Below are 24,204 nucleotides of genomic sequence, written 5' to 3' on the forward strand. Positions count from 1 at the left end.
GACTACGCACATCGCTGTGCGATTTATTTAAAACTTTGAATTAACAGGTACGTTTTGTCTTGTTTAGTTTTCAAAGAACTTTTTCCACTTCTCTCGAAGCGACCTCTTAATCATAACATTTTCAGTTTGCTAGGTCAATACTTTTTTTAAAAAATATTTTCGCTAGGCTTGCCTTTCTATTAAAAAGACAACAAAAAGAATTATATCAGCATCATTACTATGTGTCAAAGCTTTTTTTCATTTCTTTATATAGTAAAAGCGCAGCCTGTTGCAGCTGCGCTTTTTCGTTTATACTTCTTCCGTTTCTTCCGGCTCTTCTTCATTCTTTTCGACAAGCGCCACAGTGGCTACATGCTCTTGATCAGACATGCGGATCAGACGGACGCCTTGAGTTACGCGTCCCGTAGTGGAGATATCATTAATATCCATTCTGATTAACACGCCGCTTGCCGTAATAATCATTAAGTCCTCTTCGCCTTTTGTTGCTTTCACGGTTACTAACGGACCGTTGCTGTCAGTGATTTTACATGTTTTAAGGCCTTTTCCGCCCCGGCTTTGAACTCTGTATTCTGAAGCCGGTGTGCGTTTGCCGTAGCCGTTTTCTGTCACTATGAGGACATGGGAGTCTTCTTCAAGAATCTCCATGCCTACAACGACATCATCGTCTGTCAGCGTGATGCCTTTAACACCCGCAGCTGTGCGTCCCATTTGTCTTACATCTTCTTCAGGGAAACGGATCAGCAAACCGTTCTTCGTTCCGATGATGATTTGTTTCTTGCCGTCAGTCAGGCGGACGGCCATCAGTTCATCGTCTTCCCGGAGACCTAGGGCGATCAGCCCGTTATTCCGTATATTCGCAAACTGGGACAGTGCCGTACGTTTCGACACCCCTTGTTTGGTCGTAAAGAAGAGGTATTGCTCCTCATCAAACGTGCTGACCGGAATAATGGCATTAATCCATTCGCCTTTTTCAACTTCCAGAAGGTTAATAATCGGAATGCCTTTTGCCGTACGGCCGTATTCAGGGATTTCATATCCTTTAGAACGGTATACCTTCCCTTTATTAGAGAAGAACAGAATCGTATCGTGCGTTGATGTGGAAATTAAGTGTTCCACAAAGTCATCTTCATTCGTTCCCATTCCCTGTACGCCTTTTCCGCCCCGTTTTTGGCTGCGGTATGTGGACGCCGGGAGACGTTTAACATAGCCGTTATGGGTCAGTGTGATGACGATATTTTCTCTCTCGATAAGATCTTCATCTTCAATTGTTTCAAGACCGGACGTCACGATTTCAGTGCGTCTCTCATCATTGAAACGCTCTTTGATTTCATTAAGTTCTTCACGGATGATCTCAAGAACTCTTTCTTCATTGGCTAAAATATCTTTCAGCTCAGCGATAAGCGCAACAAGTGATTGATATTCCTCTTCAATCTTTTCGCGCTCCAGACCGGTTAATCGCTGAAGGCGCATATCCAGAATGGCTTGCGCTTGTTTTTCAGTTAGTGAGAATTGTTCGATCAAACCCGTTCTCGCAATTTCAGCCGTCTGGGAACTGCGGATGAGAGAAATAACGGCATCTAAATGATCGAGAGCAATTCTTAAACCTTCCAAAATGTGAGCTCTCGCTTCCGCTTTGCGGAGTTCGTAAGCCGTTCTGCGCCGGATCACAACCTTTTGGTGATCAAGATAATGCTCCAGACATTGTTTCAGGCTTAGTACCTTCGGCTGTCCGTCAACGAGCGCCAGCAGGTTGATCCCGAAAGACGTCTGCAGGGCCGTTTGTTTGTACAGGTTATTCAAAATGACGTGAGCATTGGCGTCACGGCGGATCTCAATGACGATTCTCATTCCGTTACGGTCGGATTCGTCTCGCAGATCGGTAATTCCTTCGATTTTTTTGTCCCGGACAAGATCCGCGATTTTTTCAATTAATCTCGCTTTGTTCACCTGATAAGGAAGTTCCGTGACAATAATTCTTTCTTTTCCCGATGAAGTCTCTTCGATTTCAGCCTTAGCCCGGATCGTGATTGATCCCCGTCCGGATTCATATGCCTTGCGGATGCCGCTCCGGCCCAAAATCTGACCTGCAGTCGGAAAATCCGGACCCGGGATGTATTCCATCAGCTCCTGGTTTGTAATCTCAGGATTCTCACTTACGGCAAGCACGCCTTCAATGACTTCTCCAAGCTGATGCGGGGGAATGTTTGTCGCCATTCCGACCGCAATACCGGCAGCCCCGTTTACGAGCAGATTCGGAAATCTCGAAGGCATAACGGCAGGCTCTCTTTCTGAACCGTCATAGTTATCTTGATAGTCAATCGTGTCTTTCGTAATGTCACGCAGAATTTCCATTGCGATTTTTGACATTCTCGCTTCTGTGTAACGCATCGCGGCCGCTGAGTCGCCGTCAACCGAACCGAAGTTGCCGTGTCCGTCAACAAGCATGTAGCGGTAGTTAAAATCCTGCGCCATTCTGACCATTGATTCGTAAACCGCTGAGTCACCGTGCGGGTGGTACTTACCGATAACTTCACCGACGATACGGGCAGATTTTTTATATGGTTTGTCACTGGTCATGCCTAAATCATTCATTGCGTACAAAATCCGTCTGTGAACCGGCTTCAGACCGTCACGCACATCCGGAAGCGCCCGGGATACGATAACGCTCATTGCATAGTCCAAGAAGGATGTCCGCATTTCCTGACTGATATTGACTTCACGTACTTGTGGTGTGTTTTGTTCACTCATTAAAAAAACCTCCCTGAAGTATCACATGAAATAATGTGGGAGTAGATTGTCCATTATGATCTTCAATACGATTTCACTATTCTCCATTATATCAATAAACTTGTGTTTATACACATTAATTTAGTAGAATATACGGGTTTTGCGGGTTTTCAGAGGCTTTAGAAGCCGCTTTGAGAAAAAAGCCTTATTTCTTAACGAAAATAAGGCTTTCTTGGTTAAATATCAAGATTTTTCACGTATCTGGCGTTTGCTTCTATGAAGTTTCTCCGCGGTTCTACTTTGTCACCCATCAGCATTTCAAAAGTCTCGTCAGCGTCCATTGCATCTTCAAGATTGACTTGCAGAAGCGTTCTGGTCGCAGGGTCCATTGTCGTTTCCCAAAGCTGAGTCGCGTTCATTTCTCCAAGACCTTTATAACGCTGGAGGCCGGGCTTAGGTGATTGCGGAAGCTCTTTTAACAGCTCATCAAGCTGCTTATCGTTATAAGCGTATTCCACCCGTTTTCCCTGCTGCACTTTATAAAGCGGCGGCTGGGCAATGTAGACATAGCCGTTTTCGATGATTTCCCGCATGTATCTGTAGAAGAACGTTAATAAAAGCGTTCTGATATGGGCGCCGTCAACATCGGCATCCGTCATGATGACCACTTTATGATAACGCGCTTTTTCAAGATTAAAATCTTCTCCGATCCCTGTTCCGAGGGCCGTGATCATTGATCTGACCTCATTGTTTGAGAGAATCTTATCAAGTCTGGCTTTCTCAACGTTCAGAATCTTACCGCGCAGCGGCAGAATGGCTTGGAAATGACGGTCCCGTCCCTGTTTCGCTGATCCGCCCGCAGAGTCACCCTCTACGATATACAGCTCGGAAATGCTCGGATCTTTAGAAGAACAGTCCGCCAGTTTGCCCGGCAGATTGGAAATCTCAAGCGCACTTTTGCGCCGGGTCAATTCCCGTGCTTTTTTCGCTGCCATCCGCGCTCTTGCGGCCATTAAACCTTTTTCAACGATTTTGCGGGCTGAGTCCGGATTTTCAAGAAGGAATGTTTCCAGCGCAGAAGAAAACAGCGTATCAGTGATCGTTCTCGCTTCGGAGTTGCCGAGCTTGGTTTTCGTCTGCCCTTCGAATTGCGGATCAGGGTGCTTAATTGAAATAATGGCAGTCAGCCCTTCTCTCACATCATCCCCGCTTAAATTCGGATCATTTTCTTTGAAAATCCCTTTTCTTCTTGCATAGTCGTTTATGACACGGGTCAGACCGGTTTTAAATCCGGCCTCGTGCGTGCCGCCTTCGTATGTGTTGATATTATTTGTGAAAGAATAAATATTGCTTGTATAGCTGTCGTTGTATTGCAATGCAACTTCAACCGTTATGCCGTCTTTCTCGCCTTCGATATAAATCGGCTCTTCATGAACGACTTCTTTGGAACGGTTTAAGTACTCAACATAGCTTTTGATTCCGCCTTCGTAGTGGTACTCGTTTTTCCGTTCTTGTCCTTCACGTTTGTCTTCAATCGTGATGTTTACGCCTTTTGTCAGGAAGGCCAATTCCCGGACACGGTTTGAAAGCAGATCATAGTCATATACGGTTGTTTCTTTGAAAATTTCCGGATCCGGAACGAAGTGCGTAATCGTTCCGGTCTTATCAGTTTCGCCGATCACTTCAAGATCGGCCACAGGTACACCGCGCTCGTACGCCTGATAGTGGATTTTCCCGTCACGATGAACCGTAACGTCAAGAGTGGTCGACAAGGCGTTTACGACGGACGCCCCTACACCGTGAAGACCGCCGGATACTTTATATCCGCTTCCGTCAAATTTACCGCCGGCGTGGAGAACGGTCATGATGACTTCAACCGCAGGGCGGCCCATCTTCTCCTGGATACCGACCGGAATTCCGCGCCCGTTGTCCTTAACGGTAATGCTGTTATCTTTTTCAATCTCGATGTTAATATCTGTACAATAACCGGCCAGGGCTTCGTCAATACTGTTGTCGACGATTTCCCACACCAAATGGTGAAGGCCTTTGCTGTTAGTTGATCCGATGTACATCCCCGGTCTCTTTCGAACAGCTTCCAAACCTTCTAATACCTGTATCTGATTCTCATCATAACTATTTTGCTGCTGTTCCATAGCCATGCACATTCACCTACACTTTTCTTAAACGATAATATATTCATTGTAAAGATCCGCTAAGAATCTATTTCTAACATAAATTGCGCACGTTTCTTCAGTGTGCCGGAAGATAAGGGAGAGTAATATATATTCTCAGTCGTGACTACGATAGACTTTGGCGTGCCGTTTACGGACGGCACTACTTTTTCTTTCTGTCTGTCCAGAAATTCTTCAACGATCGGCGATACATTGACCTTGCAGTCAAAAATGCCGACAATATCGCGGGTTGAAACGACAAAGTCGTCACCTAAATGAATATACAATCGCTCACCTCATTTCTTCACTTCACTAACGTACCGTTTTCCACACGGAACATTCCTGCTTGATGTAAGGTATCGTGGTCAATGCCATCCACGCTCGTCGTGGTGACAAATGTCTGCACACGGCCTTGGATCGTATGAAGCAAATGGGACTGCCGGTAATCATCCAGCTCGCTTAGTACATCATCCAAAAGTAAAATGGGGTATTCTCCGATTTCTTCATGAATCAAATCTATTTCAGCCAGCTTCAGAGACAAAGCCGTCGTACGCTGCTGTCCCTGCGAACCGTAAGTCTGCACATCGCGTCCGTTCACATAAAAAAGGACATCATCCCGATGCGGTCCGAATAATGTGACGCCTCGTTCTATTTCTTTTTCTTTTAATTTCGAAAAAGACTCCTGGTAGCTGTTACCTATTTTCGACAAATCTTTAGGATCTGATACATCAAGCGCCGTGTGATACTTAAGCGTCAGTTCTTCAAGTCCCCGGGAAATGCCGGAATGGATCGGCTGCGCCCATTTTTCAAGCTGCGCCGTAAACTGCAGACGTTTGGCGACAACCTTTGCGGCTGCTTCAATCAGCTGATCAGTGAGAACGTCAAGCATGGTCCGGTCAGTCTGTTTCCGGCTTTGCAGCTGTTTCAGAAAATGATTCCGCTGTGAAAGGATTTTTTGATAAAGAGATAAATCATACAGATAAACGGCAGAAACCTGCCCGATCTCCATATCGAGAAATCTTCTCCTCACCTGAGGGCTTCCTTTGACGAGATTTAAATCCTCAGGGGCAAACATAATGGTGTTCAGCGCTCCGACATACTGACTGAGTTTTTGCTGCTCTATATGATTGACCTTGCCCTTTTTACCTTTTTTGGAGATGACAAGCTGCATCGGGATGTCCCCGTTGCGCTTCATCACTCTTCCTTCTATTTTAGCATAGTCTTCGTCCCACCGTATAAGTTCTTTGTCATTTGAGGTGCGGTGTGATTTTGCCATCGAAAGGACATAGATGGCTTCCATCAGATTGGTTTTGCCTTGGGCATTTTCCCCGATGATCACATTCACCTTGTTTTCGAATTGAAGCTCAGCGCGCTCATAATTACGGTAGGATGTTAATTCTAAATTTTGGATATACAACCGCTGTCACCCGCTTTAATTGACGACTTGAAATGAACCAAATCCTTCAATCGCGACCACGTCTCCAACGTAAAGCTTTCTGCCGCGGCGATTGTCAGGTTCATTGTTGACAGTCACCTCATGCTCGCTCAGAAACCACTTCGCCATGCCGCCGGACTGAATCACATCGGCTAATTTTAAAAACTGGCCAAGCGTAATCATTTCTGTATCAATCGAAATCGGATTTGCCATAATATCGACCTCTTTCAAATATCACTAATATCTAATTGTACTAAAAAATCCTGAAATAAGGAAAGGGAAAACTTGAGGGAGCGGCTGATGAATAGAAAAGCTGCCGAACTAAGCCGGCAGCACATTCTGTTTGATTAATACGTTCTGACCGGAAGGATGAGCTGAACGATGGTCTCATCATTCGGCGTACGGATAAGAAACGGTCTCATCGCTCCCGTAAAGCTGATGCGGATGTCCGCTCCTTCAAGTACTTTCAGTGCGTCCATCATATATTTTGGACTGAATGAAATATTTAATTCCTCGCCGTCAATCTTGTCAGCCAGCACAGCTTCGACCACTTTCCCGATTTCCGGAGAATTTGATGAAATCTCAAGCGAATCCGCCGGTTTGGCAGAAAGTTTTACAACGTTGTTGCGGCCTTCTCTCGCCAATAAAGAAGCACGGTCTATCGCCTGTAAAAATTCCTTCGTGTTCACGACGATTTCCGTTTTGCTTTCCTGCGGAATTAAGCTGGTCGTGTCCGGATAGTTTCCGTCAAGCAATCTTGAGAAGAACAATACGTTTTTCGCTTTGAACAGAACTTGGGTTTCTGTAATGACGATATCCACCAGCTCTTGGTTGTCATCAAGAATTTTACTCAGCTCGGTTAAGCTTTTCCCGGGAATGACGACGTTATAAGAGCTGTCTTCCGGAATATCAAGCTTCGCCTTTCTTAAAGCGAGTCGGTGGCTATCCGTGGCAGTGCATAATAATTCACCGTTTTCAACTTTCCAGTTTACACCTGTCAAGATAGGGCGTGTTTCTGAGGCGGACACAGCGAACACGGTTTGGCGGATCAGGTTTTTCAAAAGATCCGTCGGAATCTGAATGGCGTGATGCTCTTCGATTTGCGGTAGATGCGGATATTCATCTGCATCAAGGCCGTTTAAATTAAATTCGGCTTTTCCGGAACGGATAATCGTTAAATATTGATTTTGAACTTCGATTTCAACAGTCGCCATCGGCAGTTTTTTAACGATTTCACTGAAGAAACGCGCTTGCAGCACGATACTTCCCGGCTGATCGATCGTCACGATTTCTTTATCATCTTCTTCTTTCGGAATGAATGACTCGATTGAAATATCAGAGTCACTTCCTGTGAAAGATACTCCTTCATCTGAGGCGACGATCTTAATACCGGTGAGAATGGGAATTGTGGTTCTGGATGAAACGGCTTTTAGAACGTCTTGTACACTTTCGACTAACCGATCTTTTTGAATCGTAAATTTCATGTTTATCCTCCTAACGGATAATATAATTAATATATTTTAAAAATAGCAGTAGTAATAGTAGGGCCTGTGGATTTGTGGATAAGTTGTGAAAAAGACAGGAAACACAGCCTATCCACATGTGGACAGACTGTGTATGGCTATGAAAAAGTTATTCACACTTTCCCCGATTCATCCGAGGACACTATTATTTAAGCAGTTCTTTTATTTCTTTCACCTGCTGCTGAAGCTGCTCGTCATCAATCAGCAGTTTTGAAATCTTTTCGTGGGCGTGAATGACGGTTGTATGGTCTCTCCCGCCAAATTCTTCACCGATTTTAGGTAAAGAAGAATCCGTCATTTCTCTTGAAAGATACATCGCAATTTGTCTTGGGAAAGCCACGGATTTCGTACGCTTTTTCGCTTTGAAATCTTCAAGCTTAATGTTGAACTGCTGTCCGACAATCCGCTGAATCTCTTTTATCGTAATGACCTTCGGCTTAGAAGACGGAATAATATCTTTCAATGCTTCTGCTGCCAGGTCTGCGTTAATGTCTTTATTGATTAAGGATGAATAGGCGACAACCCGGATTAATGCCCCTTCCAGTTCGCGGATGTTGCTGTCAATCTGATTCGCGATGTAAAGCATGACCTCGTTCGGAATATCAAGGCCCTCCGCCTTCGCTTTCTTTCTCAGAATGGCAATCCGCGTTTCCAGATCCGGCGGTGTGATATCTGTAATCAATCCCCATTCGAACCGCGAACGCAGGCGGTCTTCAAGGGTCGGGATCTCTTTCGGCGGTCTGTCACTGGAAATCACGATTTGTTTGCTTTCTTCATGAAGCGTGTTGAATGTATGGAAAAACTCTTCCTGTGTTTGTTCTTTTCCGGCTAAAAATTGAATATCATCTATCAAAAGTACATCAACGTTCCGGTAGCGGTTGCGGAAATCAACGGCTTTATTATCGCGGATTGAGTTGATGAATTCATTTGTGAATTTTTCAGAAGACAGGTACACCACTTTGGCTGAAGGATTATGATCAATGACATAATGGCCGATCGCGTGCATTAAGTGGGTTTTTCCTAAGCCGACTCCCCCGTATATAAATAAAGGGTTGTATGCTTTAGCGGGTGCTTCCGCCACAGCCAGTGATGCTGCATGGGCGAATCGGTTTCCCGATCCGATGACGAATGTGTCGAATGTATATTTCGGGTTAAGCATGCTTTGGGGAAAATCAGACGGTTCCTCTTTTGCCGCTTTTTTCACTTGCGGTTTCGGCAAAAAGTCTTCTTCGTCCTGATTTTGAGGAATGACAAATTTGACGCTCAATTCTTCCCCGGTTAATTCATATATGGTATCTGCAATGAGATGTAAGTACCTGGACTCCAGCCAGTCTCTGGCAAATTCATTGGGAGCGGTGATGGTTAAGGTATCTCCTTGCAGCGAATGGGCTTTCGTCGACTTCATCCAAGTTTCGAAACTCGGTTTGCTTAGCTTTTTCTCAATTTGAGCTAGAGCTTGATTCCAAAGATCCAATATATTCTCCATTATCCGGCACAGCCCTCCTTTTCTTTAAAAATCAGCGCCCTTCCCCTGTTATAGAACACAAAAAAAGAGCATATGGCTCTGACCATTCGTACACACGAAATGTTGAAAACATATAGTATAGTAGAAAAATAGCTTTTCGACAAATTCCACAAGTTGTGGACAACAATCTACACAAGCTGTGTGAAAACAATCCACAACTTATCCACAAATTGTGGATAAAGAGAATGGACTGGATAAGTAATTAAGAGTTAAAACACAAATATAATATCAAATTAAGCGAGGACTTGCAATGGTTCTCGTAATCTTATCCACAAACCTGACAACTTGTTGAAAAATCTTTGTCCACAGGAGTTAGCAATGTGAAAATGTTGTCGATAACGATTGTGGATATTAAAAAAAGACCGAAAAATTATCCACATGTCGTTTTTTCGGGGGAGCGCGGCTTTTTTTGTACGTTAAAAAAAGGAATATGAAAAATAAGGTTTCTAATCTGGTTAAGGTATGTTATCCTATTATGGTTGTAAGAAATAAAAGCACTGCTGAAGTTGACAATGAATAGGCAGCACAAATATAATAAGTAAGACTGTCTTTAACAGCTATTCCTCGAGGGAGGTGTCATAAATGAAAAGAACATTCCAACCGAATAACCGTAAACGCAGTAAAGTTCATGGCTTCAGAAGCCGTATGAGTTCAAAAAACGGTCGTCTAGTATTAGCACGCCGTCGCCGCAAAGGCAGAAAAGTATTATCAGCTTAGGCCACTGAATAATGTCAGTGGTCTTTTTTCACATTAAGAGAAAAGAGATGTCATGCGTCGCCCGGTACTGGAGAAATTTCTTCAGTATTCCGGCGGCCCGTTTTTTTTAGATAGAAATAAAAGTTTCTGCGAGTGAATATCGGAGTGAATTAAAGTGAAGAAGCGAAATCGGTTAAAGAAAAATGAAGATTTTCAAAAAGTGTTTAAACGCGGAACGTCTATGGCAAACCGCCAGTTCGTGCTGTATACGCTTGATCAGCCGAAACAGGAAGAGCTCCGGGTAGGGCTTTCTGTCAGTAAAAAAATCGGCAATGCCGTCGTGCGCAATCGGGTGAAGCGGTTAATCAGACAGGCGGTTCAGGAGGAAAAAGAGCTGCTCAAGCCGAAAGATTTTATTATTATCGCAAGAAAACCCGCCGGCGACCTCAGTTTTGAAGAAACGAAAAAGAGTCTGCAGCACTTATTCAGAAAAACCTCATTATATAAGAAATCTTCGTCAAAATAGCTCATATTTTGTTTTCTTCACGTTTTTAAAAGCGCTTCCTTTTATTTGGCGAAAAATGAACGCCATTTGAAACTGAAAGATGCTAAAATACATACAAGGTTTATAAAGATTGGTATAGGAGGACACGTTCTTGAAAAGGAGAATATGGTTACTACTGAGTATGGTCGGTATGCTCGTGCTGCTGGCCGGGTGCTCGAGTGTGAAAGAGCCGATTACGGCGAATAGTCCGCATTTCTGGGACAAATATGTTGTGTATCCATTGTCAGAAGTCATTACGTACGTAGCGAAACTGACGGGCGATAACTATGGTTTATCGATCATCATCGTTACGATTTTAATTCGTCTGCTGATTCTGCCGCTGATGATCAAGCAGCTTCGAAGCTCAAAAGCGATGCAGGCGCTGCAGCCTGAAATGCAAAAGCTCAGAGAAAAATACAGCTCTAAAGATCAAAAAACGCAGCAGAAGCTTCAGCAGGAAACAATGGCCCTGTTTTCAAAGCACGGGGTAAACCCGCTGGCGGGATGTTTCCCGATCCTGATTCAAATGCCGATTTTGATCGGATTCTACCACGCCATTATGCGTACGCAAGCCATTTCACAGCACAGCTTTTTATGGTTTGATTTAGGAGAGAAGGATCCTTACTATATTCTTCCTATCGTTGCCGGTGTGGCCACTTTTGTCCAGCAGAAGCTGATGATGGCGGGAAATCCGACTCAGAATCCTCAAATGGCAATGATGGTATGGATTATGCCGATCATGATCATCGTATTTGCGATCAACTTCCCGAGCGCGCTTTCTCTGTATTGGGTAGTCGGAAACCTGTTTATGATTGCTCAGACATTCCTTATTAAAGGACCTGACATTAAACACGATCCGGAAACGCAGAAAGCCGGAGGAAAGAAAAAGTGAAGAAGGTGACTGCTGCGGGACGGAATGTCGAAGAAGCAGTTCAATCAGGCCTTCAGGAACTTCAACTGACGAAAGATCAAGTAGAAATAACAGTGGTGCAAGAAGAATATAAAGGGTTTTTGGGTATTTTCGGAAAAAAGAATGCGATCGTAGAACTTGAAGAGAAAAGAAATCCTGTTCAGGAAGCGAAAGCGTATTTAGAAGAAATCATCCATTCTATTGCCGGGCCTTCTGAGATTGTTACGGAAGAAAACAAGAAAACAGTCTGTTTTCACATTAAAGGTGAAAAAGCGGCGCTGCTTATTGGCAAAAGAGGACAAACACTCAATGCATTGGAAACATTGACGCAGCTTGTTTTGAACCGCGGCTCCGGCCAGTATCGCCAAGCCGTTGTCGACGCTGAGAATTATCGGCGGAAAAGAAGAGAAATTCTGGATCAGCTGGCAAACAGGCTGGCCAAGCAAGTGTCGAAAACGAAAAAAGATGTGCATTTAGAACCGATGCCGTCAGGTGAAAGAAAAATCATCCATGACGCGCTGTCAAAGCATCCAAATATCAAAACGTTTTCTACTGGCGAAGGCCGATACCGCCATCTCGTTATTTCCCATAAAGATAGCAGAAAACCGAAGTCCGGGTAAAATCGGAACTTCGGTTTTTTTATTGGTAAAAATGGCTCTATTCCTGAGCAGAATCGCATTTTTTGCGTTTAAGTTTTTTCTTTTTCGGTCTATGCTGTTGATAAAAAAGGTTTTAGGAAATAAAATTAATTGTTATTCACATGTGGATAAGTTAAAGTAATAAGGGATGAATTTCTGCCTTTGTGGATAACGTATCTTCCACTTCAAACCAAACTATGTTATCTTTTAATTTTGGCGTAAATAAAATTTTTTATATAGATGGAAACAGAGATAAAGAGAGGTGAACAGCATGGATACAATTGCAGCGATTTCAACTCCGATGGGTGAAGGCGCGATTGCGATCGTTCGGCTGAGCGGCCCGGAAGCCGTAAAGATCGCCGACAAAATGTACAAGGGTCCGAAAGGCAAAACGCTCAGTTCGGCAGAATCGCATACCATTCATTACGGGCATATCGCGGACAGTACGACGGGACGGATTATTGAGGAAGTCATGGTGTCTGTTTTAAGAGCGCCCAGGACATTCACAAGGGAAGATGTCATAGAAATCAACTGTCACGGGGGTATTGTGACGGTTAATCAGGTGCTCCAGCTTGCTTTAAGAGAAGGTGCGAGACTGGCAGAACCCGGTGAGTTTACGAAGCGCGCATTTTTAAACGGACGGATTGACCTTTCACAGGCGGAAGCGGTGATGGATCTGATCAGGGCCAAAACGGACCGTGCCATGAATGTCGCCATGAACCAGATGGAAGGACGGCTTTCCGCGCTTGTCCGCCGTCTGCGTGATGAGTTGTTAGAAACACTTGCCCATGTTGAGGTGAATATAGATTATCCGGAATATGATGACGTCGAAGAAATGACGCATCAGCTTTTAGTGGAGAAGGCAAGCGGCGTGAAGAAAGAAATCGAGGCGCTGCTCCGTACGTCTGAGCAGGGGAAAATTTTGCGTGAGGGACTGTCTACCGTGATCATCGGCCGTCCGAACGTCGGGAAATCCTCTCTGCTTAACAGCCTTGTCCATGAAACGAAGGCGATCGTAACCGATATTCCGGGAACGACGCGTGATGTGATTGAGGAATATGTCAATGTGCGAGGCGTGCCGCTTCGGCTTGTCGATACCGCCGGAATCCGTGAGACAGAAGACATCGTCGAAAGAATCGGTGTGGAACGGTCACGGCAGGTTCTGAAGGAAGCGGATCTCATTTTGCTTGTGCTTAACCACAGCGAAGCGCTTTCTGAAGAAGATGTTAAATTGTTTGAAGCGGTTGAGGGAATGGACGTCATTGTCATTATGAATAAGACGGACCTTGAGGCTAAGATTGACGCTGAGCGCGTCAAGGAACTGGCGAAAGGCCGGTCTGTCGTCACGACCTCATTGCTGAAAGAAGAAGGCATTCAAGATTTAGAGGAAGCGATTCAGTCGCTATTTTATACAGGAGCGATCGAAAGCGGAGATCTCACCTATGTCAGCAACACCCGTCATATCTCGATTCTGCATCAGGCCAAGCAAGCGATTGATGATGCGCTGAACGGAATTGAACAGGATGTTCCGATTGATATGGTGCAAATTGATTTGACAAGGTGCTGGGAACTGCTGGGCGAAATCATCGGTGATGCCGTCCACGAAAGCTTAATTGATCAGCTCTTTTCACAATTTTGTTTAGGTAAATAAAAAGGAGGAAAAAACCATGGGGTATGAAGCAGGCCAATACGACGTGATTGTCATCGGCGCCGGGCATGCCGGTGTTGAGGCTGCCCTCGCATCCGCGCGCCAGGGAGCCAAAACGCTTGTTTTGACGATTAATCTTGATATGGTTGCGTTTATGCCATGTAATCCGTCTGTCGGCGGCCCCGCGAAAGGGATTGTCGTCCGCGAAATTGACGCGCTCGGCGGAGAAATGGCTAGAAATATAGATAAAACTCATATTCAAATGAGAATGCTGAATACAGGAAAAGGTCCGGCCGTACGGGCGCTGCGTGCGCAGGCGGATAAATTCCAATATCAGCACGAAATGAAGCATACGCTGGAAAAAACACCGAATTTGACACTTCTTCAAGGGATTGCCGAGCGTTTAATCATTGAAGACGGAGAGTGCCGCGGTGTCATTACGCAAACCGGTGCTGAATACAAGGCAAAAACGGTCGTGCTGACCACCGGAACGTATTTAAGAGGGCGGATCATTCTCGGTGATCTGTCTTACTCAAGCGGTCCGAATAACCAGCAGCCGTCTATTAAACTTTCTGAGCACTTAGAGGAGCTCGGTTTTGATCTCGTCCGTTTTAAAACGGGCACGCCTCCTCGTGTCTCAAGCGATTCCATTGATTACAGCAAAACAGAAATCCAGCCGGGGGACCCGGTTCCGCGCGCTTTCTCATATGAAACGGTTGAATACATTACCGATCAGCTGCCTTGCTGGCTGACTTACACGAGTCCTGAGACTCATGAGATCATCGACAGCAACCTGCATCGTTCGCCGATGTATTCCGGTATGATTAAAGGAACGGGACCGAGATACTGCCCTTCGATTGAAGATAAAGTCGTTCGGTTTAATGATAAACCGCGTCATCAGATTTTTCTTGAGCCGGAAGGCAGAAATACGCAGGAAGTATACGTTCAAGGTCTATCCACGAGTCTTCCTGAGGACGTGCAGCAGCGGATGCTGGCGACCATTCCGGGACTGGAAAAGGTGCAGATGATGAGAGCGGGATACGCGATTGAGTATGACGCGATTGTACCGACACAGCTCTGGCCTACACTGGAGACGAAAAAAATCCCTAACCTGTACACAGCCGGTCAAATTAACGGTACATCAGGTTATGAGGAAGCTGCCGGGCAAGGAATTATGGCAGGGATCAACGCAGGGCGTAAAGCGCTTGGAAAAGAAGAAGTGATCCTCAGCCGTTCCGATGCTTATATCGGTGTATTGATTGATGATTTGGTAACGAAAGGAACCAATGAACCGTACCGTCTGCTGACTTCACGGGCGGAATACAGACTGCTGCTCCGTCACGATAACGCGGATCTTCGTCTGACGGAAATCGGCCATGAGATCGGCTTGATTTCTGATGAGCGCTATGAAGCGTTTGAGAAGAAAAAAGCGGCGATCGAGGCAGAGAAAAAACGTCTCTGGTCTGTTATTATCAAGCCGTCTCCTGAGAATCAGGAATATATCCGTTCACTCGGCGGAAGCGAGCTGAAAGACGGAGTGCGCGGCACAGATTTAATGAAACGTCCGGAAATGAACTATGAAACAGTGACAAAACTTGCACCTGCAGATTCTCCGGTTCCGCAAGATGTGGCGGAACAAGTGGAAATCCAAGTGAAATATGAAGGATATATCGAAAAATCCTTGCAGCAAGTGGAAAAGCTGAAGAAAATGGAAAACAAAAAAATCCCTGATCGGATTGATTATGACGCCATTAAAGGAATTGCTACTGAAGCCCGTCAAAAGCTGAAAGAAGTGCGTCCTTTATCAGTTGCTCAAGCGTCCCGTATTTCCGGCGTCAATCCGGCAGATATTTCAATCCTGTTGGTATACCTGGAGCAGGGCCGTATTGCCAAGGTAGCTGAATAGAAAGGATGACGGCATGAATATAGAGGAATTTACATCCAGTTTAGCGGAGAAAGGGATTTCCCTTTCTGACCGCCAGCTGGAGCAATTCGAGTTGTATTACCGGATGCTCGTGGAATGGAACGAAAAAATGAATCTGACATCCATCACTGAGAAAAAGGAAGTTTATCTCAAGCATTTTTATGATTCGATAACGGCGGCATTTTATATTGATTTTGAAAAGGTCACCACTCTTTGTGATGTCGGCGCCGGCGCCGGTTTTCCAAGCCTGCCCGTCAAAATCTGCTTCCCGCATCTGCATGTCACCATCGTCGATTCACTGAATAAGCGGATTACGTTTTTGGAAACTCTCTCTGATGCTTTACAATTAGAGCATACGACATTTGTCCATGACAGAGCGGAGACATTCGGACAGCGGAAAGACGTCCGGGAAAGCTTCGATCTCGTGACGGCCCGTGCGGTGGCGCGTCTGTCAGTCCTGAGTGAGCTTTGTCTGCCGCTGGCCAAGAAAAACGGTATATTTGCGGCACTAAAAGCTGCAGCCGCTGATGAAGAGCTGAAAGCGGGGCAAAAGGCGATTAAAGTATTGGGAGGAGAGCTTGAACAAGTTCATTCCTTTACACTTCCCGTTGAAGAAAGTGAACGGAACATTATGATCATTCGCAAGACGAAAAGCACTCCGAAAAAATATCCGAGAAAACCGGGTACTCCAAATAAATCGCCAATTGAAGGGTAATTTAGACAGCCTGATGTGACAATTCCATCATATTTTCTGCAAAATTGATGAAGATACAGCAGGAAAAACCATGAGAAAATAGAATTATAAAAATGGCAGTTTTTAAAGGTGGTGTAGGTACATGAAGCATTCATTCTCTCGTTTCTTCGGGTTTGGTGAGAAGGAAGAGGAACCGGAGATAGCTGAGCATGATACAAACAAAGAAGAGATACTCGAAATACCGGTACATGCTATCGTTCCCAACCGTTTTCAGCCACGCACCATTTTCTCAGATGAAAAAATCAAAGAGTTAGCAATGACTATCCATACACACGGCATCATTCAGCCGATTGTTGTCAGACATACAGAAGATGAAGGACAATATGAGCTCATTGCGGGTGAAAGGCGCTGGAGAGCGGTACAGACGCTTGAATGGGAGAAGATTCCCGCAATTATTAAAGATTTTTCTGATACTGAAACAGCATCTGTCGCTTTGATTGAAAACCTGCAAAGGGAAGAATTGTCCTCCATTGAGGAAGCTCATGCGTACGCAAGGCTGTTAGAACTTCATGATTTAACACAGGAAGCCTTGGCGCAGCGCTTAGGAAAAGGCCAGTCAACGATTGCGAACAAGCTCCGATTGTTAAAGCTCCCGGAACCCGTCCAGGATGCGATTATGGAGAAAAAAATTACGGAACGTCATGCAAGAGCACTGATTCCGCTCAAACAGCCGGAGTTCCAGGTCACATTGCTTGCGGAAATCATTGAGAAAAGCTTAAACGTCAAGCAGACGGAAGACAGAGTGGTGAAAATGCTTGAACAGAATAAGCAGAAACCAAAGCCGAGACGCAAAGCGTTCAGCAGGGATACAAGAATTGCGATGAATACGATTCGTCAGTCACTGTCCATGGTGGAAGACAGCGGCGTCAGGCTGAACACTGAAGAAGAAGAATTCGAAGAGTACATCCAGCTTACCATTCGGATACCTAAATAAAAACTCTCCTGATCAGCAGGGGAGTTTTTATTTTAATCAAAAAATTATTTTGAGATAATGATAGATTTATTGTGCACTATACATTATATATGTAAAATTTTATCTTTTTGTGTCGTGAATTGTCTTTTTACAGTCAAAAAAGTCACTTTATCGGAGAACTTATATTAGAAAGTGTCTTTTTCGTTTACATTTTTTTCACTTGCTGATAAACAAATTATGAAAAAAATAAAACGCTTTACTCTTTTTTTGATAAGATAGAAACAAGACAGTACATGTTCATGTGAAGGTAGGTGACATCGTGGGAAAAATCATAGCAATTACGAACCAAAAAGGCGGAGTCGGGAAGACGACGACTTCTGTTAATCTGGGGGCTTGCTTGGCTTACATAGGTAAAAGGGTTCTTCTTGTTGATATTGATCCGCAGGGCAATGCAACGAGCGGATTAGGGATTGAAAAAGCCGATGTGGATCATTGTGTGTACGACATTTTAGTAGATGATGCAGATGTTACAGATATTATTAAACCGACTTCAGTAGAGAACTTAGATGTCATTCCGGCCACGATCCAGCTTGCGGGAGCGGAAATCGAATTGGTTCCGACGATCTCACGGGAGGTCAGGCTGAAAAGAGCATTAGAATCTGTGAAACAAAATTACGATTACATGATTATTGATTGTCCTCCGTCTCTCGGGTTATTAACGATTAATGCGCTTACCGCTTCAGATTCAGTCGTTATCCCGGTTCAGTGCGAATACTACGCTCTTGAAGGATTGAGTCAATTATTAAATACAGTTCGGCTTGTGCAAAAACATTTAAATACCGACTTAATGATAGAAGGAGTGCTTCTGACGATGCTTGATGCCAGAACGAATCTCGGCATTCAAGTGATAGAAGAGGTAAAGAAATACTTTAGAGATAAAGTGTATCAAACCATTATTCCTCGCAATGTCCGTTTAAGTGAGGCGCCGAGTCACGGCAAGCCGATCATATTATACGATCCGCGTTCGAGAGGTGCGGAAGTATATTTAGATTTAGCAAAGGAAGTGGCAGCGAATGGCTAAAGGCGGGCTCGGAAAAGGGATTAACGCGTTGTTTAATCAGGTTGATTTGTCTGAAGAGACAGTGGAAGAGATTAAAATCAGTGATTTACGCCCCAATCCTTATCAGCCAAGAAAACAATTTGACGATGAGTCATTAGCTGAACTGAAGGAGTCCATCATTCAGCATGGCATTCTTCAGCCCATTATCGTGAGAAAATCATTGAAGGGCTATGATATTGTAGCAGGCGAACGCCGTTACCGCGCCGCAAAACTTGCCGGTAAAGAGACAGTGCCGGCTATCGTGCGGGATTTATCTGAATCGCTGATGCGGGAAATCGCTCTTTTGGAAAACCTTCAGCGTGAAGATTTATCACCGCTTGAAGAAGCTCTGGCATATGACTCACTGCTGAAGCATTTGGACTTAACCCAGGAACAGCTCGCTAAACGGCTCGGGAAAAGCAGGCCTCATATTGCCAACCATTTAAGACTGCTGACGCTGCCGGAAAGCATCCAGAACCTCATTGCAGAAGGTACGTTATCCATGGGACACGGCAGAACCTTGCTTGGTTTGAAAAATAAAAACAAGCTTGAACCGCTTGTGAAGAAAGTGGTTGAAGAACAGCTGAACGTCCGTCAGCTTGAGCAGCTGATTCAGCAGTTAAACAACAATGTTCCACGTGAAACAAAGAAAAAAGAACCTGTTCAAGATGTTGTGTTAAAAGAGCGGGAATCGTATTTGCAAAATTACTTCGGAACAACAGTCAATATTAAGAGACAAAAGAAAAAAGGGAAGATTGAGATTGAGTTTTTCTCAAATGAAGATCTTGAACGTATCCTGGAACTATTGTCCGAGAGAGAAGCGTAAAAACCATCTTTGTTTAAAAGATGGTTTTTTATATACGTCTTGTCAGCTTATGAAACGGACTGAGCCGTTCCTGCCGGCCTTCTGATTTATCTGTCAGCTGTAACCCCTCTGCTAAAACATTTGCCATGCTCATAACAAGATGAAGCCTCGTATTCTGCAGGACAAAATACTCCATAAACCCGCTGACATTGACGATTCCATTGATATGGACGTCACCGATTTCAGGAAGATCTTTTTGAACACCTGCTCCGGGCTTCAGCGGCCCATCGCCGATTTGAAATGAGCCTACGCTTTTGACGCGGCCTAAACAAGCATCAACCGCTATAATAAACGGATTTTTATGTAGATGTTGAATATCTTTCAGCTTGTCTTTCATATTGACGGCGTGAACAGGATCTGACAGCGTGCCGTAAACGTGCAATCTGCCTAAATTCATTTTTTCTAACTTTGTTCCTACGAGCGGACCTAATGAATCTCCGGTCGACCGATCTGTACCGATACACACGGTGACTAACGGTCTGCCGGCTGCTTTACGTAAAGATGAAGTAAGGATCGCTTGTATTTGATTCGCAGCAGAAGAATCCGTATGGGATACATATTGTTTTGCCCGTTCTTGAGAAAAAAGCCCGCCTTTTCGATTCATAAGGTTCACTTCCTTGTCATGTCATACGAGTATTACATTGTTGTTTTTGGTGATGTATGGTTGTTTACAGTATATCCAGCGCTGCCTTTTTTTATGCTTATGTCATGATCAGCATGCCGGTTGCTTGAAAAGAGCGGGATAGAAAAAAGAACCCAGAGCAGTTATTCTCTAAGTTCATGAAAGAAATAAGACCATTTGATCTACATCAACATATTGCTGATGATCTAATTTCAGCGCTCTTTTTTCTGTAGAGAAGAGGATAAATCCTAACTGAGCGCAGAGTTTTTTGCGGGTTCATTTGTTGAAGTAACAAAGAGATGGAGCTGTTCTGTGTCTTTCATCTTTTTTGCTTGGCTGATGGCTTCCGTCATTAAAGCTTATCCCGCGCCTGACCCTCGGTGTTTGGGGGAAATATACATAGAACCAATAACCGCAATGTGTCTTAGTTTAAACAGCGAATGCTTGGAGATCTTGAGGATTCCTATCAGTCTGTCTTGTTCAAAGGCGCCAAGCACGATGGCATTGCCGGCTTCAAGCCTGGCTTTGCATTTTTCGGACGGCCATTCTTTCTCCTCATCATAGCTGACGGCGAATGCGCCCGGGTGATCTTCTAAAGCTTTGAGCCTGATATCGGGTATCGCTTGCGGTTAAACGCCTGATGTCCATGATTTGAGCGCCTAACATAAATAAATTTTCTGAATAGTCAATCGTCGTTATCATACCATATTTGTCCCATTTGTATGAATGTTTGCCGCTGTCACTCAATATAGTAGCAATATGCGGAGATGATCAGAAATTTTATGAGGTGATGAGGGTGTGGAGAGCCGGGATGAAGTGGATGCTGCTCATATTAAGCAGCCAGATTGGGGCCGGGTATGCAAGCGGGCAGGAAATATGGCAGTTTTTCGGTGTCGAAAGCGGACTGGCTATTGTATTGTTTACAGTCATGTTTACGATTTCGGCTTATATTGTGTTGAAGATCAGCTATCGGGTTCAATCAACGCACTTTTTACCTGTGCTTGAGCATCTGATGGGGCCGGCTCTTGCTAAAGTCTATGATGTGCTTATTATGTTTTATTTGTTTTCAATGACGATGGTTATGATTGCCGGCGGCGGTGTGACACTGCAAATGTACAAGCTGCCGTTTTGGATCGGTATTTTTCTTCTTTGCATTGTGACCGTCGGTTTATTCTTTTGGGATATAAAAGGAATATTATCTCTGAATAGTATTTTGATACCGATTCTTGTAGCGGGGCTGTTATATGCATTGGTCTTTTTTCAGACAACCCATCATTACACGTGGACGATAGATTTGACCCGCCAGTATAATTGGCCGGCAAGCATTACCTTCACGTCCTTAAACATCCTTTCTGTTGTCGCTGTTCTTTCTTCAATCGGGAAAGATATGAAGGGACTGGGAGAAGCGAAAATCGCAAGCGTTGCAAGCGGGCTGATTTTCGGTATGATTTCATTTGTTTACAATGAAACGCTTGTACAGCTTTCAGGCAGTCTTACACAATATGAGATTCCTCTTTTCGCCGTCCTTGAAGGCGCTCCTTATCCGTTATTTCTTTGTATGGCCGCCGTGCTTTTTTTAGCCATCTATACGACAACGGTGACCGGTCTGTTCGGGCTGTCCAGCCGCATGCTTGCATTTGTGAAATTGCCGAGATGGATGCTCGTATCTCTTCTTTTAGCTGTGATGGTGCCTTTTACGACAATCGGTTTTTCAGATTTGATCGCCATTTTATATCCCATTTACGGGCTTTTAAGTCTTTATTTGCTGGTATGTCTTCTTCTTTACCCTATTTTAGGGAGATGGAAAAAAGTATAATGCTCATTTTGAGTGCGGCCGTTGCTCTTATCCTGTTTTTTTTTGTACAATAAATAAAGCAGTCTATGGAGAGAGGTGAAGGGTCTTGGCGGATAAAGACTTTGGCCTGAATGATATTGTTGAAATGAAGAAGCCGCACCCTTGCGGTGAAAACAGGTGGAAAATCATTCGGATGGGAATGGATATTCGGATCAAATGCACGGGTTGTTCCCACAGTGTCATGATTCCGAGAAGAGATTTTGAGAGAAAGCTGAAAAAAGTACTCGTCAAGCATGAGGAGCCTACATCATAAGGGCTGGCGCTCATGCTTTTTCATATAGAGGAGAGGAAGAGGCCCGATGAGCAAAGTGCATCAGTCAGCGTGCCCGCTGAATTGCTGGGACAGCTGCGGCTTTTTGGTGACAGTTGAGGATGGAAAGGTGACGAAAGTAGACGGAGACCCGAATCATCCCATTACGGAAGGGAAAATTTGCGGCCGGGGCAGAATGCTGGAGACGAAAACGAATGCGCCGGAACGGCTTCGTTTTCCTTTAAAAAAGAAAGACGGCGAATTTGTCCGCATTTCCTGGGAGCAGGCGTTAGATGAAATTGCTGAAAAAATGGCGGTGATTAAGGAGACGCTGGGCACTGCCGCAGTGCTGCACAGTCATGACTACGCCAATAACGGTCTTTTGAAGGCGCTCGACCAGCGTTTTTTCAATGGATACGGCGGTGTAACCGAGATTGCGGGCAGCATTTGCTGGGGTTCCGGCATTGAAGCGCAGCGCTGGGATTTCGGGCGTTCTTACGGGCATGGACCGCTTGATATTTATCACAGCAAGCATGTGATCGTATGGGGCAGAAACGTGTCCCGGACGAATATGCACCTCTATCATCATCTGCAGCAGGTGAAGAAAAAAGGAGCGACACTGACGGTCATTGATCCTATTTTTAACCCGACTGCAAAGCTTGCTGACCGGTATATATCCGTCAAACCCGGCATGGATGGCTGGCTTGCGGCGGGTGTTTTAAAAATATTATGCCAAACCGGCAGAACCGATTCTGATTTTATTCAAAAGCATTCGGTCGGTTTTGAGGAAATAGACAAGCTTCTGCAGACGATTTCTTTTGAGGAGATCATTGAGAAAACAGAAACGTCTTTAGAAGCGCTTGAATATCTTGCCGATTTATATGCTGACGGTCCCGCCTCCACTTTTATGGGTCTTGGGATGCAGAGATATAAAAACGGGGGCGGGACGATACGGTGGATTGACGCTTTAGCTGCGGCGAGCGGAAATGTCGGTATCAAAGGCGGCGGCGCAAACTTCGGAAATGTGCAAGTCGGTGAAAGCTTTGCAAAGGCCGAGCTCACTCGTCCTGATTTGAAGAAAAGTTCGAGAACGTTTTCGATGATGACTCAAGCTGAAGAGGCGCTGAATGCAGCCGACCCGCCGATTGAGATGATCATCGTGACGTGCGGCAATCCGCTGACACAGGTGCCGAATACAAAAAAAGTGAAGGAAGCGTTTGAAAAAACACCGGTCACAGTGGTCATTGATTCGGTCATGACCGATACGGCGAAGCTCTGTGACTATGTGCTGCCGACGGCCGTTGTTTTCGAAGAGGAAGATATTTATTATTCCAGCATGTATCATCACTATATTCAATATGGCAAGAAGCTTGCGGAACCGCAGGGAGAGGCAAAATCAGACCGCTGGATCTGGACGGAACTCGCAAAGCGTCTCGGATTCGGGGAGCTGTTTGATTACAGTACGGAAGATTTCTTAAAAATGGGGCTCTCTTCTTTGGAGAAAGAAGGAATCACCCTTGAGCAATTAAAGGAAAAAGGACATATGCCGCTTCCGGTTAAACAGGTTCCGTGGAGTGATTTTCAATTTTTAACCCCGAGCGGAAAATTTGAATTCGTCTCGTCACAGGCAGAAGAGAAAGGATACAGCGGCCTCCCTCAATTGGAGGTGCCGGAGGAGTCTGTTTATCACGACGCCGGACTGGCCGGGAAATATCCGTATACGCTGCTGTCCATTCACCCGCAGCGCTCCAATCATTCACAGCACGTGCCGTTTATTGAAAAGCTTCAGCAGATTCAGGTGGACCTGTCGCCGGATATCGCGGAAGAGCTTTCTCTTCAAGACGGAGATACGGCAGAGGTTTACAATGACCGCGGCCGTCTGCGCGGCAGGGTGAAAATCATGAAGCAGGCTCACCCGAAGACGGTGAATATAGATGAAGGCATGTGGGCGGCATTCGGAGGCTCCGTCAACATGCTCACAAAGGATTCAAATTCCGATAATGGAATGGGAAGTACGCTTTTTGACTGTCTGGTAGCGGTTAAAAAAGGATAATCTAAGGAGAGAGAGGGCGGGAAATGCTTTTTTCTCAGCTTGTCTTTTCCTA

The 24,204-nt window shown here is 44.9% G+C and carries 22 protein-coding genes; 13 read left to right on the forward strand and 9 right to left on the reverse strand.

Annotated elements, in window-relative coordinates:
• Window positions 1-288: 288 nt before the first annotated feature.
• The 7 genes from gyrA to dnaA form a co-directional block, all read right to left on the reverse strand.
• Entirely contained in the window at window positions 289-2,748 is a 2,460-nt protein-coding gene (gene gyrA / locus G9F48_RS04975) for a DNA gyrase subunit A (RefSeq protein WP_014416706.1), read from the reverse strand.
• 215 nt (window positions 2,749-2,963) lie between these two features.
• Window positions 2,964-4,880, reverse strand: a complete 1,917-nt coding sequence (gene gyrB, locus G9F48_RS04980; protein WP_004392900.1) for a DNA topoisomerase (ATP-hydrolyzing) subunit B — start codon at window positions 4,878-4,880, stop codon at window positions 2,964-2,966.
• A 59-nt stretch (window positions 4,881-4,939) separates the two neighbouring features.
• Entirely contained in the window at window positions 4,940-5,185 is a 246-nt protein-coding gene (remB, locus tag G9F48_RS04985; RefSeq protein WP_004392908.1) for an extracellular matrix regulator RemB, read from the reverse strand.
• A 17-nt stretch (window positions 5,186-5,202) separates the two neighbouring features.
• Window positions 5,203-6,315: a DNA replication/repair protein RecF gene (recF, locus tag G9F48_RS04990; RefSeq protein ID WP_007409910.1), complete on the reverse strand. Its 1,113-nt coding sequence runs from the start codon at window positions 6,313-6,315 to the stop codon at window positions 5,203-5,205.
• Window positions 6,316-6,330: 15 nt separating this feature from the next.
• Entirely contained in the window at window positions 6,331-6,546 is a 216-nt protein-coding gene (rlbA, locus tag G9F48_RS04995; protein ID WP_004392910.1) for a ribosome maturation protein RlbA, read from the reverse strand.
• A gap of 134 nt (window positions 6,547-6,680) precedes the next feature.
• Window positions 6,681-7,817, reverse strand: coding sequence for a DNA polymerase III subunit beta (dnaN, locus tag G9F48_RS05000; RefSeq protein WP_165409135.1), 1,137 nt, complete (start codon window positions 7,815-7,817; stop codon window positions 6,681-6,683).
• 184 nt (window positions 7,818-8,001) lie between these two features.
• Window positions 8,002-9,342: a chromosomal replication initiator protein DnaA gene (gene dnaA, locus G9F48_RS05005; RefSeq protein WP_004392913.1), complete on the reverse strand. Its 1,341-nt coding sequence runs from the start codon at window positions 9,340-9,342 to the stop codon at window positions 8,002-8,004.
• A 621-nt stretch (window positions 9,343-9,963) separates the two neighbouring features.
• Here dnaA and rpmH point away from each other — a divergent pair.
• The 10 genes from rpmH (at window position 9,964) to G9F48_RS05055 (ending at window position 19,333) form a co-directional block, all read left to right on the forward strand.
• A complete protein-coding gene (rpmH, locus tag G9F48_RS05010; RefSeq protein WP_003178075.1) occupies window positions 9,964-10,098 on the forward strand; it encodes a 50S ribosomal protein L34 in 135 nt (44 codons plus the stop codon).
• A gap of 154 nt (window positions 10,099-10,252) precedes the next feature.
• Window positions 10,253-10,603: a ribonuclease P protein component gene (gene rnpA / locus G9F48_RS05015; protein ID WP_004392944.1), complete on the forward strand. Its 351-nt coding sequence runs from the start codon at window positions 10,253-10,255 to the stop codon at window positions 10,601-10,603.
• A gap of 160 nt (window positions 10,604-10,763) precedes the next feature.
• Window positions 10,764-11,513, forward strand: a complete 750-nt coding sequence (gene spoIIIJ, locus G9F48_RS05020) for a YidC family membrane integrase SpoIIIJ (RefSeq protein ID WP_007409906.1) — start codon at window positions 10,764-10,766, stop codon at window positions 11,511-11,513.
• A complete protein-coding gene (jag, locus tag G9F48_RS05025) occupies window positions 11,510-12,151 on the forward strand; it encodes an RNA-binding cell elongation regulator Jag/EloR (protein WP_017418434.1) in 642 nt (213 codons plus the stop codon). Before spoIIIJ ends, jag begins: the two co-directional genes overlap by 4 nt.
• A gap of 289 nt (window positions 12,152-12,440) precedes the next feature.
• The gene (mnmE, locus tag G9F48_RS05030) at window positions 12,441-13,820 is read left to right on the forward strand and encodes a tRNA uridine-5-carboxymethylaminomethyl(34) synthesis GTPase MnmE (protein ID WP_165409136.1); all 1,380 of its coding nucleotides are present in this window, start codon (window positions 12,441-12,443) and stop codon (window positions 13,818-13,820) included.
• A 16-nt stretch (window positions 13,821-13,836) separates the two neighbouring features.
• Window positions 13,837-15,723 carry a tRNA uridine-5-carboxymethylaminomethyl(34) synthesis enzyme MnmG gene (gene mnmG, locus G9F48_RS05035; protein ID WP_004392959.1) on the forward strand — a complete coding sequence of 629 codons (1,887 nt, stop codon included), beginning with the start codon at window positions 13,837-13,839 and terminating at the stop codon, window positions 15,721-15,723.
• A 13-nt stretch (window positions 15,724-15,736) separates the two neighbouring features.
• Window positions 15,737-16,456 (forward strand): 16S rRNA (guanine(527)-N(7))-methyltransferase RsmG, encoded by a 720-nt coding sequence (rsmG, locus tag G9F48_RS05040; protein WP_014306213.1) that lies wholly within the window; start codon window positions 15,737-15,739, stop codon window positions 16,454-16,456.
• Between the two features lie 121 nt (window positions 16,457-16,577).
• The gene (gene noc, locus G9F48_RS05045; RefSeq protein ID WP_007409900.1) at window positions 16,578-17,429 is read left to right on the forward strand and encodes a nucleoid occlusion protein; all 852 of its coding nucleotides are present in this window, start codon (window positions 16,578-16,580) and stop codon (window positions 17,427-17,429) included.
• A gap of 298 nt (window positions 17,430-17,727) precedes the next feature.
• Window positions 17,728-18,489, forward strand: coding sequence for a sporulation initiation inhibitor protein Soj (gene soj, locus G9F48_RS05050; protein ID WP_007409899.1), 762 nt, complete (start codon window positions 17,728-17,730; stop codon window positions 18,487-18,489).
• Window positions 18,482-19,333 (forward strand): ParB/RepB/Spo0J family partition protein, encoded by an 852-nt coding sequence (locus G9F48_RS05055; RefSeq protein ID WP_004392966.1) that lies wholly within the window; start codon window positions 18,482-18,484, stop codon window positions 19,331-19,333. The genes soj and G9F48_RS05055 overlap by 8 nt, the downstream gene beginning before the upstream one ends.
• Window positions 19,334-19,361: 28 nt before the next feature.
• Here G9F48_RS05055 and yyaC read toward each other — a convergent pair whose 3' ends face one another.
• Window positions 19,362-19,976: a spore protease YyaC gene (gene yyaC, locus G9F48_RS05060; RefSeq protein WP_004392969.1), complete on the reverse strand. Its 615-nt coding sequence runs from the start codon at window positions 19,974-19,976 to the stop codon at window positions 19,362-19,364.
• 377 nt (window positions 19,977-20,353) lie between these two features.
• Entirely contained in the window at window positions 20,354-20,614 is a 261-nt protein-coding gene (locus G9F48_RS19960; RefSeq protein ID WP_309251740.1) for a GNAT family N-acetyltransferase, read from the reverse strand.
• 170 nt (window positions 20,615-20,784) lie between these two features.
• On the opposite strand from G9F48_RS19960, the gene G9F48_RS05070 reads away from it, so the two are divergent.
• The 3 genes from G9F48_RS05070 to G9F48_RS05080 all read left to right on the forward strand — a co-directional run bounded on the left by G9F48_RS05070 (window position 20,785) and on the right by G9F48_RS05080 (window position 24,152).
• The gene (locus G9F48_RS05070) at window positions 20,785-21,810 is read left to right on the forward strand and encodes a YkvI family membrane protein (protein WP_095324108.1); all 1,026 of its coding nucleotides are present in this window, start codon (window positions 20,785-20,787) and stop codon (window positions 21,808-21,810) included.
• Between the two features lie 85 nt (window positions 21,811-21,895).
• Window positions 21,896-22,102, forward strand: a complete 207-nt coding sequence (locus tag G9F48_RS05075) for a DUF951 domain-containing protein (protein ID WP_004392973.1) — start codon at window positions 21,896-21,898, stop codon at window positions 22,100-22,102.
• A 46-nt stretch (window positions 22,103-22,148) separates the two neighbouring features.
• A complete protein-coding gene (locus tag G9F48_RS05080) occupies window positions 22,149-24,152 on the forward strand; it encodes a molybdopterin-dependent oxidoreductase (RefSeq protein WP_165409137.1) in 2,004 nt (667 codons plus the stop codon).
• Window positions 24,153-24,204 lie beyond the last annotated feature (52 nt).

It is taken from the genome of Bacillus sp. EKM420B, from assembly GCF_011065565.1.
GTDB lineage: Bacteria > Bacillota > Bacilli > Bacillales > Bacillaceae > Bacillus > Bacillus velezensis.